Annotated in this window: 12 protein-coding genes; 4 read left to right on the top strand and 8 right to left on the bottom strand. The window is 64.8% G+C overall.

Going from position 1 to position 14,156, the window contains the following annotated elements; translation table 11 throughout:
- Positions 1-55 precede the first annotated feature (55 nt).
- The 8 genes from DCO48_RS18980 to DCO48_RS18945 all read right to left on the bottom strand — a co-directional run bounded on the left by DCO48_RS18980 (position 56) and on the right by DCO48_RS18945 (position 10,041).
- The gene (locus DCO48_RS18980) at positions 56-1,918 is read right to left on the bottom strand and encodes an NAD(P)-binding protein (protein ID WP_116552144.1); all 1,863 of its coding nucleotides are present in this window, start codon (positions 1,916-1,918) and stop codon (positions 56-58) included.
- A gap of 17 nt (positions 1,919-1,935) precedes the next feature.
- Complete coding sequence (locus tag DCO48_RS18975) at positions 1,936-3,360, bottom strand: gamma-aminobutyraldehyde dehydrogenase (protein WP_116552143.1); 1,425 nt, start codon at positions 3,358-3,360, stop codon at positions 1,936-1,938.
- 31 nt (positions 3,361-3,391) lie between these two features.
- The gene (locus DCO48_RS18970; protein ID WP_116552142.1) at positions 3,392-4,198 is read right to left on the bottom strand and encodes an ABC transporter permease; all 807 of its coding nucleotides are present in this window, start codon (positions 4,196-4,198) and stop codon (positions 3,392-3,394) included.
- Positions 4,188-5,138, bottom strand: a complete 951-nt coding sequence (locus DCO48_RS18965) for an ABC transporter permease (protein WP_116552141.1) — start codon at positions 5,136-5,138, stop codon at positions 4,188-4,190. Before DCO48_RS18965 ends, DCO48_RS18970 begins: the two co-directional genes overlap by 11 nt.
- A 1-nt stretch (position 5,139) precedes the next feature.
- Positions 5,140-6,180 (bottom strand): ABC transporter ATP-binding protein, encoded by a 1,041-nt coding sequence (locus DCO48_RS18960; protein WP_116552140.1) that lies wholly within the window; start codon positions 6,178-6,180, stop codon positions 5,140-5,142.
- 153 nt (positions 6,181-6,333) lie between these two features.
- Positions 6,334-7,485, bottom strand: a complete 1,152-nt coding sequence (gene ydcS, locus DCO48_RS18955) for a putative ABC transporter substrate-binding protein YdcS (protein WP_116552139.1) — start codon at positions 7,483-7,485, stop codon at positions 6,334-6,336.
- 88 nt (positions 7,486-7,573) lie between these two features.
- Positions 7,574-9,037 carry a gamma-aminobutyraldehyde dehydrogenase gene (locus DCO48_RS18950; RefSeq protein WP_116552138.1) on the bottom strand — a complete coding sequence of 488 codons (1,464 nt, stop codon included), beginning with the start codon at positions 9,035-9,037 and terminating at the stop codon, positions 7,574-7,576.
- Positions 9,038-9,126: 89 nt separating this feature from the next.
- Positions 9,127-10,041 (bottom strand): LysR family transcriptional regulator, encoded by a 915-nt coding sequence (locus DCO48_RS18945; protein ID WP_116552137.1) that lies wholly within the window; start codon positions 10,039-10,041, stop codon positions 9,127-9,129.
- A 167-nt stretch (positions 10,042-10,208) separates the two neighbouring features.
- Between DCO48_RS18945 and DCO48_RS18940 the strand changes: the two genes are divergently transcribed.
- The 4 genes from DCO48_RS18940 to DCO48_RS18925 all read left to right on the top strand — a co-directional run.
- Positions 10,209-10,892, top strand: a complete 684-nt coding sequence (locus DCO48_RS18940) for a tellurite resistance TerB family protein (protein ID WP_116552136.1) — start codon at positions 10,209-10,211, stop codon at positions 10,890-10,892.
- A 238-nt stretch (positions 10,893-11,130) separates the two neighbouring features.
- Positions 11,131-12,753 carry a methyl-accepting chemotaxis protein gene (locus tag DCO48_RS18935; RefSeq protein WP_116552135.1) on the top strand — a complete coding sequence of 541 codons (1,623 nt, stop codon included), beginning with the start codon at positions 11,131-11,133 and terminating at the stop codon, positions 12,751-12,753.
- A 7-nt stretch (positions 12,754-12,760) separates the two neighbouring features.
- Positions 12,761-13,288 carry a chemotaxis protein CheW gene (locus tag DCO48_RS18930; RefSeq protein WP_116552134.1) on the top strand — a complete coding sequence of 176 codons (528 nt, stop codon included), beginning with the start codon at positions 12,761-12,763 and terminating at the stop codon, positions 13,286-13,288.
- Positions 13,285-14,156 (top strand): protein-glutamate O-methyltransferase CheR (locus DCO48_RS18925; protein WP_133247621.1); only part of this gene is annotated, 872 nt, incomplete at its 3' end. The genes DCO48_RS18930 and DCO48_RS18925, both read left to right, overlap by 4 nt.

The raw sequence follows: 14,156 nt of genomic DNA, 5'->3' as shown, positions 1-14,156 counted from the left end.
CAATGCAAGTGTGAACCCTGTGGGCGCGGGCCTGGCCGGCGATAGGGCGCCGAACTCAGCTCAGTTCGCCAACCGCCCGCCATGCCTCGTCGATCGCCGCATGTGCATACGCGCTCCAGCCGGCGTCGGAGTTGGCGATGCTGACCTTGCCCAGCGGTTTGCGCGCTAGCGTCATCCACTGCTCGCTCTGTTCGGCATCGTCGAACAGGCTGTTGGAGAAGTACGCATAGCCATGCGACCAACGGTTCACCGTGATCGCCAGGATATCCTCCTGGTGATCGAAGCCACCCGGGCCGAGCATCCGCTGCAACTGCTCGCGAATCTGCGTCTCCATCTGCTCGAACGTCGCCGCATACAACCGCGCCCGTCCGGCCCGCGCCTGGTCGCGGGCGCTCATGCCGCTGTTCGGCGTGGTCGGCACGTAAACCATGTGCAGGCAGATCGGCTGTGTCGGGTCGCGCGGGTGCTCATAGCCGCCAATGTCTACCGGATAATCCAGCTTGATCCGGCTGTACGGCAGCGTCGCCGCATAGATCTCATGCACGCCGAGCTGCTGGAACGCCTGCCAGTTGCGCACGATGACTTTGGTGTACACCAGCGGGAACTTCACGTTCTGGCTCAGCGCATGCGCCTGTTCCGGTGGCAGGCCGCGCAGCACGTACGGGATCATCATGTTGTAGCAGGCCATCACGCAGTGCTTGCCGCGCACCTGCGCCAACTGGCCGCTGGTGCTGTAGCCGACATTCACCCCGCCCTTGGCGTTGCGCACGCTCACCGCCGTGCTGTTCAGGCGAATCCGCACCGGTTGGCCGGGTTTGTCCAGCTGGCTGTAGTCGAATGGTGCCAGCACGATACTGTCCATGCCGTGCCCGCCGGCCACCGCCGGAATCAGGCTGCGCACCAGCAGCCGCGCCAGCGACGCGTTGCCATCCGGGAAGTGATAGATGTACGGCTCTTCCATCTCCGCCTTGGCTTCTGCGCTGATCGGCTCCAGGCCCATTGCGGCAAAGCCGGGGAAGCCAACGCTGTAGGCGTCCAGCGCCGGCACCGCGTCGATGCTCAACGCCGAGAAGTCGTTGGTGCGGCTGAGGAAGTACTTCACCGCCGTCGGCGACAGGCCAACGTCGCGCAGCAGGAAGTCCTGGTAGCTGGTGGTTTCCAGGTGCCGGGTCTTGTCGGCCAGCGACTGCCCCTTGAGGTAGTCGCGCGGCGCTTCATGCAGGTCGATCAGCGCCAGGCGGTCGGCCAGCGGCAGCGGAAAGTCGTTGATGAACTCGCGCACGGTGCGCGCGTTGAGGCGCTCCGGGGCGATGTCGTCGGCAACCATCGGCGTCGGGTCGCCGGTCACCAGTTTGTCTTCGCCGAAGGTTTCCTTGTCGAAGAACACCCCGCGCGACAGCCCCAGGTCCGGGTAGAAGTTGCGGTCGAAGGCGGTTTCGAAACGCTTGATATCGACCCCGAGCTTCTTCAGCAGGCCATTCACTTCGGCACTGTACAGGTGGTTCGGCGACTGGAAGGCCTCGCTGCCGCCATAACCGATGATCATCCGCCCGTCGGCGCTGAACTCGTTGCGCTTGGCGTGGCCGCCGAAGTCGTCATGGTTCTCGATGATCAGGATGCGCGCGGTGGGATGCTGTTCGCGGTAGAACCAGGCCGCCGACAAGCCGCTGAGGCCGCCGCCGACGACGATCAGGTCGTACTGCTCGTGGATCGGCAGGTTATCCGTGGCAAAGGTTTTCTTTTCCCAGCCCATCTGGTGCGCTACCTCGAACGCACCGACGTGGCTGCCGCGCATGCCGGTCAGCGCCGGCGGGTAGTCACGGTTTTGCGCGGCGGCCTGGAGAATCTGCAGCGGGGTGAGCCCCGCCGCGATACCGATGGCGACCCCATTGAGGAAGTCGCGTCGCGTGATCTTCATTCGGTGTCCTTACCTGATCAATGCTTGAACATCACATGGCGAATGCAGGTGTAGTCTTCCAGCCCGTACATCGACATGTCCTTGCCGTAGCCGGACAATTTCTGACCGCCATGGGGCATTTCGCTGACCAGCATAAAGTGCGTGTTGACCCAGGTACAGCCGTATTGCAGGCGTGCCGAAAGGCGGTGGGCGCGGCCGACATCCTGGGTCCAGAGTGACGAGGCCAGGCCGTAGTCGGAATCGTTGGCCCAGCCCAGCACTTGCGCCTCGCTGTCGAAGCGGGTGACTGAGACCACCGGGCCAAAGACTTCGCGCCGGACGATCTCGTCATCCTGCTGGGCATCGGCGAGCACGGTCGGCTCGAAGAAGAAGCCGTCGCCGGGTACCGCCTTGCCGCCAGTGATCAGGCGGATATGCGGCTGGGCGATGGCCCGTTCGACCATGCCGGCGACCTTGTCGCGGTGCTGGGCGGTGATCAGTGGACCCAGCTCGGTGTCCGGGTCGTCCTGCAGGCCGTACTTGATGCTGGCGACCGCTGCGCCGAGCTTCTCGACGAACCGATCGTAGATGGCGCTGTGCGCATAGATGCGGCAGGCGGCGGTGCAGTCCTGGCCGGCGTTGTAGAAGCCGAAGGTGCGGATGCCGTCGACCGCTGCGTCGATATCGGCGTCGTCGAAGATGATCACCGGGGCCTTGCCACCCAGTTCCATGTGCATGCGTTTGACCGTGTCGGCGGTGCTGGCAATGATGTTGGTGCCGGTGGGGATGGAGCCGGTCAGCGAGACCATGCGCACTTTCGGGTGGCTGACCAGCGGCGAGCCGACGCTCGGGCCGCGACCAAACAGGATGTTCAGTACCCCGGCCGGGAAGATTTCGTTGGCCAGCGCGGCCAGGCGCAGGGCGGTCAGCGGGGTTTGCTCGGACGGCTTGAGCACCACGGTGTTGCCGGCGGCCAGCGCCGGGGCGATTTTCCAGGCGACCATCATCAGAGGGTAGTTCCACGGCGCAATCGAGGCGATCACGCCAATCGGGTCGCGACGGATCATCGAGGTGTGCCCCGGCAGGTACTCGCCAGCGGCCGAGCCACTCAGGCAGCGGGTGGCCCCGGCAAAGAAGCGGAACACATCGGCAATCGCCGGGATCTCGTCGTTCAATGCGGCGCTGTAGGGTTTGCCGCAGTTGTCCGATTCCAGCCTGGCCAGCTCCTCGCCGTGCGCCTCGATGCTGTCGGCAAGTTTCAGCAGCAGGGTCGCGCGGTCCTTCGGCGTGGTCTGCGACCAACTGTCGAAGGCCAGGTCGGCCGCGCGCACGGCGGCATCCACCTGGGCTTCGCTGGCCTCGTTGATTTCCACCAGGGTGGCGCCCAGCGCCGGGTTCAGTACCGCGTAGCTGGCGCCTTCGCCGGCGACCAGTTGGCCATTGATCAGCAGTCGGGTGTGCATCGTTACGTCCTCCACGCTATGTCCTCGAGAATTATTTGCCGCTGCCGGCAACGCTTTCGCCGCCGCGGGTCAGGTAATAGGCGCCGAGAATCGGCAGCATGGTCACCAGCATCACCAGCATGGCGACCACGTTGGTGACCGGTACGTCGCGCGGCCGGCTGAGCTGGTTGAGCAGCCAGATCGGCAGGGTGCGTTCATGCCCGGCGGTGAAAGTGGTGACGATGATCTCGTCGAACGACAAGGCAAATGCCAGCATGCCGCCCGCCAGCAGCGCCGAGCCGAGGTTGGGCAGGATGATGTAGCGGAAGGTCTGCCAGCCATCGGCACCGAGGTCCATCGATGCCTCGATCAGGCTGTGCGAGGTGCGCCGCAGGCGCGCGATGACGTTGTTGTAGACGATCACCACGCAGAACGTGGCGTGGCCGACGACGATGGTGAAGATGCCCGGCTCGATACCCAGGCTCTTGAACGCCGACAGCAGGGCGATACCGGTGATGATGCCGGGCAGGGCGATGGGCAGGATCAGCATCAGCGAGATGCCTTCCTTGCCAAAGAAGCTGCGCCGGTACAGCGCCGCCGAGGCCAGGGTGCCGAGCACCAGGGCGATCAGCGTGGCCAGGCAGGCGACCTGTAGCGATAGCTTGATCGATTCGAGCACGTCGGGCCGCGAGAAGGCCACGCTGAACCACTTCAGGGTGAAGCCCTGCGGTGGGAAGCTGAACGCCGCGTCTTCGGTGTTGAAGGCGTAGAGGAAGATGATCAGGATCGGGAAGTGCAGGAACACTAGCCCGCCCCAGGCAGCCAGGCGCAAGCCCAGCGAGGCTTTTTCAGAGTGCATCGAAGGCCCCCAGGCGTTTGACGATGGACAGGTAGATGGCGATCAGCACGATCGGCACCAGGGTGAAGGCGGCGGCCATCGGCATGTTGCCGATCGCGCCCTGCTGGGCGTAGACCATGCTGCCGATGAAGTAGCCGGGCGGGCCGACCAGTTGCGGCACGATGAAGTCGCCCAGGGTCAGCGAGAAGGTGAAGATCGACCCGGCGGCGATCCCCGGCACCGACAGCGGCAGGATCACCTGCATGAAGGTTTGTCGCGGTTTCGCTCCGAGGTCGGCGGACGCTTGCAGCAGCGACGGCGGCAGGCGCTCCAGCGAGGCCTGGATCGGCAGGATCATGAACGGCAGCCAGATGTAGACGAACACCAGGAAACGCCCCAGGTGCGAGGTCGACAAGGTGCTGCCGCCGACCCCCGGAATGCCGAGGATGAATTGCAGCAGCGGCTCCAGGTTCAGTTGCTGGACGAACCACTGGGCCACGCCGCCCTTGGCCAGCAGCAGGGTCCAGGCGTAGGCCTTGACGATGTAGCTGGCCCACATCGGCATCATCACCGCGATGTAGAAGAACGCCTTGGTCTTGCCGCTGGTGTAGCGCGCCATGTAGTAGGCAATCGGGAACGCCAGTGCGGCGCTGCCCAGCGACACGGCCACGGCCATGCCCAGGGTGCGCAGGATGATGTCGAAGTTCGACGGGTTGAACAGCGCGGCGAAGTTGGCCAGGGTCAGGTCCGGGGTCACCGCCATGGTGAAGTCGTCGAAGGTGTAGAAGCCTTGCCAGAGCAGGTTCAGCAGCGAGCCGAGGTAGATCGCGCCGAACCAGATCAGTGGCGGGATCAGCAGCATCAGCAGGTACAGGTTCGGCCGCCGGTAAAGCAGGTTGGAGAAGCGCCGCAACGGCGATTGGATCGGCTGCAAGGCCGGTTTTTCCAGGGCCAGGCTCATTTCAGCGGCCCTCGCTCAACACGGTTTCCTGCAGCGCGGTCATCGCCTCGCGGGCCCAGCGCGCCTGCACGCGCTGGCCGGGTTGCCAGGGCTGGCTGTGCTCTTGCCACTGGTTGTTGGCCTGGCTTACCGCCAGCAGTTGGCCGTTGTCCAGCTTGAGCTCGTAGCGGGTGGCGCTGCCCTGGTACTGGATGTCGTGGAGCAGGCCGCTGACCTGGATCTCGTGGCTGGCCGGGGCCTGCTCGCCGAGGCGGATATGTTCCGGGCGAATCGAGAATGGCAACTGGCTGCCATTGAGTTGCGCGGCCAGTTCGCCGCGGACCACGTTGGAGGTGCCGACGAACTCGGCGACGAAGGTGGTTGCCGGTTTCATGTAGAGGTTGCGCGGGCTATCGACCTGCTCGATGCGTCCCCGGTTGAATACCGCGACGCGGTCGGACATCGACAGCGCTTCGGTCTGGTCGTGGGTGACGAAGATGAAAGTGATGCCGAGTTGGCGCTGGAGTTTTTTCAGCTCGCTCTGCATCTGCTCGCGCAGTTTCAGGTCGAGGGCGCCGAGCGGCTCGTCGAGCAGCAGCACCCGTGGTCGGTTGACCAGCGCGCGGGCCAGCGCCACCCGCTGGCGTTGGCCGCCGGAGAGTTGCACCGGCTTGCGCTCGCCATAGCCGCCGAGGGCGACCATGGCCAGTGCCTCTTCGGCACGGGCGTGGCGCTCCTGCTTGCCGATGCCCTTGACCTTGAGGCCGTAGGCAACGTTGTCGCGCACGTTCATGTGCGGGAACAGTGCGTAGTCCTGGAACACCGTGTTGACGTCGCGCTGGTAGGGCGGCAGGCCGGCGGCCTCGGCGCCGTGGATGCGGATCGAGCCGCTGCTGGGTTGTTCGAAGCCGGCGATCAGCCGCAGGCAGGTGGTTTTGCCCGAGCCGGAGGGCCCGAGCATGGAGAAGAACTCGCCGTCCTGGATGTCGATGGAGACCCGGTCGACGGCTTTGACCTCGCCGAACAAACGGGAGACCTGGGTGAACTGGACTGCAAGGGTCATGGTGAAATGCTCCGGATAGGCATGGGGATGCGCAGCGGCCCAGGCCTGGACGACTGACAGCGGTGAACGGTGGTGTCTGGATCGCGGGACGAGCCCGCTCCCACAAGGATCACCTCAATCCATGTGGGAGCGGGCTCGTCCCGCGATTGGGGGCTAGCGGCCGCCCATGATCGCGATGTAGTCCTGGGTCCAGCGGCTGTACGGCACGAACTTGCCGCCTTCAGCCTGCGGGGTTTTCCAGAAGGCGATCTTCTCGAACAGGTCGAAGCCGTTGGTCTTGCAGCCCTCGGCACCCAGCAGCTCGCTGCCGGTACAGGCCGCCGGCACCGCCGGCAGCGAGCCGAACCAGGCCGCCACATCGCCCTGGACTTTCGGTTGCAACGACCAGTCCATCCACTTGTAGGCACAGTTCGGGTGCTTGGCCTCGCTGTGCAGCATGGTGGTGTCGGCCCAGCCGGTCGCACCTTCCTTCGGCACGGTGGACGCCACCGGCTGGTTGTCGGCCTTCAGCCCGTTGACCATGTAGCCCCAGGAACTGGACGCGGCCACACCTTCGTTCTTCACGTCGCTCATCTGCACCGTGGCGTCGTGCCAGTAGCGGTGGATCAGCGGCTGTTGCTGGCGCAGCAGGTCGAGCACTGCCTTGTATTGGGTTTCAGTGAGTTCATACGGGTTCTGGATGCCCAGCTCGGGCTTGGCCGATTTCAGGTACAGCGCTGCGTCGGCAATGTAGATCGGGCCGTCGTAGGCCTGCACGCGGCCCTTGTTCGGCTTGCCGTCGGGCAGGTTCTGCGGCTCGAACACCACGTTCCAACTGGTGGGCGCGGTCTTGAACACGTTGGTGTTGTACAGCAGTACATTCGGCCCCCACTGGTACGGCGTGCCGTAGACCTGCTTGTTGACTACGTACCAGGCGCCGTCCTGCAGGCGTGGGTCGATGTTCTTCCAGTTCGGGATCAGCGCGGTGTTGATCGGCTGCACGCGCTTGCCGGCAATCAGCCGCAGCGAGGCATCGCCGGAGGCGGTCACCAGGTCGTAGCCGCCCTTGGCCATCAGGCTGACCATTTCGTCGGAGGTGGCGGCGGTTTTCACGCTCACCTTGCAGCCGGTTTCCTTCTCGAAGCCGGTAACCCAGTCGTAGGCTTTGTCGCTTTCACCTCGCTCGATGTAGCCCGGCCAGGCGACGATATCCAGTTGGCCCTCGCCGGCACCCACGGCCTTGAGTGGCTCGGCGGCTTGCAGGCCGGCGCTGGCCAGCAAGGCGGTACTCAGGGCGCTGAGCAATGCGGTCTTGTGCGCGAACATGGTGTTCCCTCTTGTTCAAATTATGGTCGGGGCAGTCATAGCAAGCGGTGAAGCGGGTTTCTTATAAGCGTAGTGCTGGAACGTCGGTCTATCCGAGCTGCTCGCCGTGGCGCGCCATGATGTGGCGTACCACGCTGTAGTCCTGCAGCGAATCGCTGGACAGGTCCTTGCCATAGCCCGAGCGCTTCAGGCCACCGTGGGGCATTTCGCTGACCAGCATGAAATGGCTGTTGATCCAGGTGCAGCCGTATTGCAGGCGCGCGGCGATCTGCATGGCCTTGTCGAGGTTCTGTGTCCACACCGAGGAGGCCAGGCCGTATTCGGAGTCGTTGGCCCAGTCCACCGCCTGGCTCAACTCGTCGAAGCGGGTCACGGTGACCACCGGGCCGAACACTTCGCGCTGGACGATCTCGTCGCTCTGCTTGCAACCGGCGAGCAGGGTTGGCTGGTAATAGAAGCCGGGGCCGGAATGCACGGCGGCGCCGGTCACCCGTTCGATGTGCGGCTGGCTTAGCGCACGCTCGACGAAGCTGGCCACGCGGTCGCGCTGGCGGGTGCTGATCAGCGGGCCGATCTCGTTGTCGGCGTCGCGCTTGCCGGCAAAGCGCAGGCTGGCCACCGCCGCGCCCAGCTCGGCGACCAACTTGTCGTGGATCCCGGCCTGAGCGTAGAGGCGGCAGGCGGCGGTGCAGTCCTGGCCGGCGTTGTAGTAGCCGTAGCTGCGCACGCCTTCGACCACCGCGGCGATGTCGGCATCGTCGCAGACGATCACCGGCGCCTTGCCGCCCAGTTCCAGGTGAGTACGCTTGAGGGTTTTCGAGGCAGCCTGGAGGATTTTCTGCCCGGTGACGATATCGCCGGTCAGCGACACCATGCGCACTTTCGGATGGCTCACCAGATGCCCGCCGACGCCTTCGCCACCGCCGCAGATAATGTTCAGCACGCCCGGCGGCAGCAGCTCGGCCAGCACCGGGGCGAGGGCCAGGATCGACAGCGGGGTATGTTCGGAAGGTTTGAACACCAGGGTGTTGCCGGCGGCCAGGGCCGGGGCGATCTTCCATGCGGCCATCATGATCGGGTAGTTCCAGGGCGCAATCGAGGCGACCACGCCGAGCGGGTCGCGACGCACCATGCTGGTGTAGCCGGGCAGGTATTCGCCGGCCAGCTGACCGGTCTGGCAGCGCACCGCACCGGCGAAGAAGCGGAACACGTCGATGGCAGCTGTCAGGTCGTCCTGGCGCGCCAGGTGCAATGGTTTGCCGCAGTTCAGCGCTTCCAGGCGGGCGAGCAGATCGATGCGCTGCTGCAGCGCGTCGGCGATGGCCAGCAGGAGGTTCGAACGGTGTTGCGGGGTGGTGCGCGACCAGCTGGCGAAGGCCCGGTGGGCGGCGCCGATGGCGCTTTCAACCTGCTCGCTGCTGGCTTCGGCGATGCGCGTGAGGACTTCGCCGTTGGCCGGGTTGATGATCGGCTCGGCCAGGCCGTGACCTTGCACTTGTTCGCCGTCGATCAGCAGGGCGGTGCACAGCGGGGAGGGCGGGGTGCCGGACATCGGGGGCAGTCTCTTGGTTTTTATTGTTGCTTGAGACTAGAGCCGAAGTTGCGGGCCGACAAATTCTAAATACTGAAGGCTGCGTTCGATTAAATCGAATGCCGGCGTCCACCGTTGGGTTGTTCCCGCGCCACGCTGAGGAACGGGTCGACCAGCGCCGGTCGGGCGGTGCCGCGGCGCCAGGCCAGGCCGACGTCGAGGGTCTGGCTGAGGTCGGCCAGTGGCCGCGCTTCGATGATGTCGCCTTCCAGCGACCAGGGCCGGTAGGTCATGTCCGGCTGGATCGATACGCCAAGGCCGGCCGCTACCAGGCTACGCACCGCTTCGGTGGACGCGGTACGCAGGCTGATCTGCGCTTGCAGGCCGGCGCCGGCCCAGATGCGCCGGGCGTTCTGTTCCATTTCATCGACGTTGAGCTGGATCAGCGGTTCCAGCGCCACCTCGGCCAGGCTGATGCTGTCGCGCTCCAGCAACGGATGCTGGGCCGGCAGCCAGAGGCGGAACGGCGAGTGGGTGAGCACTTCGGTTTGCAGTGCCAGGCGATCTTCGAGGTTGGACAGGATCAGCACCCCCACATCGATTTCGCCGCTGACCAGCAGGTGCTCGATGTACGGCCGTTCGTCCTCGGTCACGCGGATCTCGACGTTCGGGTAGGCGCGCTGGAAACGGGTGAGCAGGTCGGCCAGGTAATAGCCGGCAACCAGGCTGGTCACGCCGATGGTCAATTGCCCGGCGACCTGATCGGTGCTCTGTTGCAGGCTGCGTTTGGCATTCTCGACCGTGGCCAGGATCAAGTGCGCCTGGCGCAGGAACTGGTGGCCCTGGTGGGTCAGGGTCATGCCCTTGGCGTGACGGTTGAACAGGTTTACGCCGATTTCCTGTTCCAGTTGCTGGATGGCCAGGGTCAGGGTCGACTGGGAAATGAACACGGCCTGGGCGGCGGCGGAAATCGAGCCGGTTTCGGCGACGGCGATGAAGTGACGAATCTGGCGCAGGGTCATCATGCTGGAGGCGACTTTTTATGAGTTTTATTGGTGAGGCTGAGTGTATATCTTTTTTTTCGAAGGCTGCCTTGCGCTGACACATGCAACATCTGGAAGCAAATCCCTGGGGCCGTGAGCGTCGTCCGGTCGTACTCTGGGCGTTCATTTCCTGCCCTTGGAGACGCTCGATGAACACCCGTGGCTTGCTCGATCAATTGCTCAAATCCGGCCAGGACCTGCTGCAGAGCCAGGCCGGTAAAAGCTCAGGCGCCAAGCCGAGTGGTGGTGGCGGGCTTGGCAGCCTGCTGTCTGGCGCTGGCGGTGGGGCGTTGGCTGCCGGGGCAATGGGCTTGTTGCTGGGCAACAAGAAGGCCCGCAAGTACGGCGGCAAGGCACTGACCTATGGCGGCCTGGCCGCGCTCGGTGTGCTGGCCTACAAGGCCTACGGCAACTGGCAGGCGCAACAGGGCAAGGCGCCGCTCGGCGAGCCGCGCACCCTCGACCGGGTGCCCGAGCTGCAGGCCGAGCAGCACAGCCAGGCGATCCTCAAGGCGCTGGTGGCGGCGGCCAAGGCCGACGGGCATGTCGATGAGCGCGAGCGGCAGTTGATCGAGGGCGAATTCGTCAAGCTGTCCAGCGACCGCGAGCTGCAACACTGGCTGCATGCCGAGTTGAACAAACCGCTCGACCCGGCTGACGTAGCGCGCGCCGCAAGCACCCCGGAGATGGCGGCGGAGATGTACATCGCCAGCGTGATGCTGGTGGATGAAGAGCACTTCATGGAGCGCGCGTACCTGGATGAACTGGCCAAGCAGCTGCGACTGGAGCCATCGCTGAAACTGGAGCTGGAGAAGCAGGTTCGCCAGGCCTGACGCTATCGCGGGACGAGCCCGCTCCTACAGGGGGGCAACTCTCTGTGAGAGCGGCGATGCGGCGAGCCGACTCGTCTCGCGATGTTTTTTAAAAGTTTCAGCCAACATTTACGGGCTAATGGCCATTAATCAGCCCCTTTTGCCCAAGCAACCCTTGATCCAGCGCCTATAACCGCACGCCGTGTAGGCTATAATCAGCCCATTTTTCCTGGTCGCATCGACTGATTGAGGGCTGATTGTGAAGAACTGGACACTGCGCCAACGGATCCTGGCGAGCTTCGCCGTGATAATCGCCATCATGTCGTTGATGATCGTCGCCGCCTATTCGCGGCTGCTCGCCATCGAGTCCAGCGAGGACGCCGTCCGTACCGACAGCATTCCCGGCGTCTACTACAGCTCGATGATCCGCAGCGCCTGGGTCGACAGCTACGTGCTGACCCAGCAGATTGTCGGCCTGAGCAACCATCGCGAGCTCACCGACGCCGACATGGCGCTGTACAAGAGCTTCGACGACCGTCTCAAGCAACACATGGCCAGCTACCAGTCCACCATTCGCATGCACGAGGATCAGATTAGCTTCGACACCTTCGGCCAGCTTGAAGACAAGTACCTGCTCGAAGTCGGCCACGTGCTGGATGCCTATCGCAAAAAGGACTACGCCCAGGCCCAGCAGCTGTTGCAGGAAAATCTGACGCCGGCCTGGTTGGCAGGGCGCCAGCACCTCAATAGCGTGATCGAAGGCAATCGCAAGTCGGCCGACGCGGCCACCAACCAGATCGTCGAAGCGGTTTCCACGGCCAAGGTCAGCATGATCGTTTCGCTGCTGCTGGCGATCATTGCCGCCACCGTCTGCGGCCTGCTGCTGATGCGCACCATCAGCGCACCGATGCAGCACATCGTGCATGCCCTCGACAAACTCAGCGGCGGCGACCTCAGTGTGCGCCTGAACCTCGACCGCAAGGATGAGTTCAACGCCATCGAAACCGGCTTCAACGGCATGATGGCCGAGCTGACCACACTGGTCTCCCAGGCCCAGCGCTCGTCGGTGCAGGTAACCACGTCGGTCACCGAAATCGCCGCCACTTCCAAGCAGCAACAGGCGACTGCCACCGAAACCGCCGCCACCACCACCGAGATCGGCGCCACCTCGCGGGAAATCGCTGCCACCTCGCGTGACCTGGTGCGAACCATGACCGAAGTCACCTCCGCGGCCGATCAGGCCTCGGTGCTGGCCGGCTCCGGCCAGCAAGGCCTGGCGCGCATGGAGGAAACCATGCACCAGGTCATGGGCGCGGCCGACCTGGTCAACAACAAGCTGGCGGTCCTCAACGAAAAGGCCGGCAACATCAACCAGGTGGTGGTCACCATCGTCAAGGTGGCCGACCAGACCAACCTGCTCTCGCTGAACGCCGCCATCGAAGCCGAGAAGGCCGGTGAATATGGCCGTGGCTTCGCCGTCGTCGCCACCGAAGTACGGCGCCTGGCCGACCAGACTGCGGTCGCCACCTACGACATCGAGCAGATGGTTCGCGAGATCCAGTCGGCGGTCTCTGCCGGGGTCATGGGCATGGACAAGTTCTCCGAGGAAGTGCGCCGCGGCATGTTCGAGGTGACCCAGGTCGGCGAGCAGCTCACCCAGATCATTCACCAGGTGCAGGCCCTGGCGCCACGCGTGCTGATGGTCAACGAGGGCATGCAGGCCCAGGCCACTGGCGCCGAGCAGATCAATCATGCGCTGGCGCAGTTGGGCGATGCCAGCAGTCAGACGGTGGAATCGCTGCGTCAGGCCAGCTTTGCCATCGACGAGTTGAGCCAGGTTGCCGTTGGCCTGCGCGGTGGCGTGTCGCGGTTCAAAGTCTGAGCCGCCGATGAACGATCTTCAGCCACGCCGCAGCCAGGAAGCGGCCAGCCAGGGCCGCCTGTTCCTGGTGTTCCGCATTGGCGAACAGCGCTTCGCCCTCGATACCCATGAGGTGGCCGAAGTGCTGCCGCGCCTGCCGCTCAAGCCGATTGCGCAGGCGCCGCGCTGGGTCGCCGGGGTGCTGGCGCATCGCGGGGCACTGATTCCGGTGATCGATGTCGGCGCGCTGAGTTTTGCCACGCCGGCCCCGGAGCGCACCAGTACGCGGCTGGTGCTGGTGCATTACCGCATCGACCCGGCGCGCCCCGGGTTGCTGCTCGGGCTGATCCTCGAACGCGCCAGCGATACCTTGCGTTGCGACCCGGCGGAGTTTCGCCCGTATGGCGTCGACAACGGCAATGCGCCGTACCTGGGCCCGGTGCGCGAGGACGCGCTGGGGCTGATGCAGTGGATCGGTGTGCAGGACCTGCTCTCGGACGCCGTGCGCGACCTGCTGTTCCCGCTCGATACGCCAGCCGTCGAGGGGCAACGATGAACAGCGAGCAACGTTTCTTCCGGTTCCTCCAGGAGCGTATCGGCCTGGACGTCGCCTCGGTCGGCGCGCCGATGATCGAGCGTGCCCTGCGCCAGCGCTGCGCGGCGCTGGCCGCCCGCGACCTCGACGATTACTGGCTGCGGCTGCAGCAATCGCGCGACGAGCAACAGGCGCTGATCGAGGCGGTGATCGTCCCGGAAACCTGGTTCTTCCGCTACCCGGAGTCGTTCACTGCGCTGGTCGGCCTGGCCCTCAAACGTCTGGCCGAGCTGGCCGGGACGCGCCCGCTGCGGATTCTCAGTGTGCCGTGCTCGACTGGCGAAGAGCCGTATTCGATTGCCATGGCGCTGCTCGACGCCGGACTGGCCAGCCATGCGTTCAGGGTCGACGCCATCGATATCAGCCCGAACTCCATTGCCCGTGCCGAGGCCGGCCTGTACGGGCGCAACTCGTTCCGTGGCAGCGACCTGGCTTTTCGCGAGCGGCATTTCAGCGAGGAGGGCGACGCCCACCGGCTGGCCGAGCGGGTGCGTAAACAAGTGGACTTTCAGGCCGGCAACATACTCGACCCGGCCTTGCTCAACCGTGAAGGCAGCTACGATTTCGTTTTCTGTCGCAACCTGCTGATCTACTTCGACGTGCCTACCCAGCAGCGGGTGTTCGAAGTGCTGAAGCACCTTACCCAGGAAGGTGGCGTGCTGTTCATCGGCCCGGCCGAAGGCAGCTTGCTGGCGCGCATGGGGATGCGTCCGCTGGGGGTCGCGCAGTCGTTTGCCTATGTCCGCCATGTGCCGGCACCGGTCACCACGCCTGCGCCAGCCACCCTGCCGGCCTGGGCCGCGCCACTGCCGTTGCCGCGTACCCCGCA

The sequence above is a fragment of the Pseudomonas sp. SDI genome (assembly GCF_003105155.1).
Taxonomy (GTDB): Bacteria; Pseudomonadota; Gammaproteobacteria; order Pseudomonadales; family Pseudomonadaceae; genus Aquipseudomonas.
This window is presented reverse-complemented; position numbering and strand designations above follow the sequence as displayed.

What these genes read in the sequence shown, in the direction of transcription:
- DCO48_RS18980 (WP_116552144.1), bottom strand. Translation starts at nt 1,918, where the DNA reads ATGAAGATCACGCGACGCGACTTCCTCAATGGGGTCGCCATCGGTATC.
- DCO48_RS18975 (WP_116552143.1), bottom strand. Translation starts at nt 3,360, where the DNA reads ATGCACACCCGACTGCTGATCAATGGCCAACTGGTCGCCGGCGAAGGC.
- DCO48_RS18970 (WP_116552142.1), bottom strand. Translation starts at nt 4,198, where the DNA reads ATGCACTCTGAAAAAGCCTCGCTGGGCTTGCGCCTGGCTGCCTGGGGC.
- DCO48_RS18965 (WP_116552141.1), bottom strand. Translation starts at nt 5,138, where the DNA reads ATGAGCCTGGCCCTGGAAAAACCGGCCTTGCAGCCGATCCAATCGCCG.
- DCO48_RS18960 (WP_116552140.1), bottom strand. Translation starts at nt 6,180, where the DNA reads ATGACCCTTGCAGTCCAGTTCACCCAGGTCTCCCGTTTGTTCGGCGAG.
- ydcS (WP_116552139.1), bottom strand. Translation starts at nt 7,485, where the DNA reads ATGTTCGCGCACAAGACCGCATTGCTCAGCGCCCTGAGTACCGCCTTG.
- DCO48_RS18950 (WP_116552138.1), bottom strand. Translation starts at nt 9,037, where the DNA reads ATGTCCGGCACCCCGCCCTCCCCGCTGTGCACCGCCCTGCTGATCGAC.
- DCO48_RS18945 (WP_116552137.1), bottom strand. Translation starts at nt 10,041, where the DNA reads ATGATGACCCTGCGCCAGATTCGTCACTTCATCGCCGTCGCCGAAACC.
- DCO48_RS18940 (WP_116552136.1), top strand. Translation starts at nt 10,209, where the DNA reads ATGAACACCCGTGGCTTGCTCGATCAATTGCTCAAATCCGGCCAGGAC.
- DCO48_RS18930 (WP_116552134.1), top strand. Translation starts at nt 12,761, where the DNA reads ATGAACGATCTTCAGCCACGCCGCAGCCAGGAAGCGGCCAGCCAGGGC.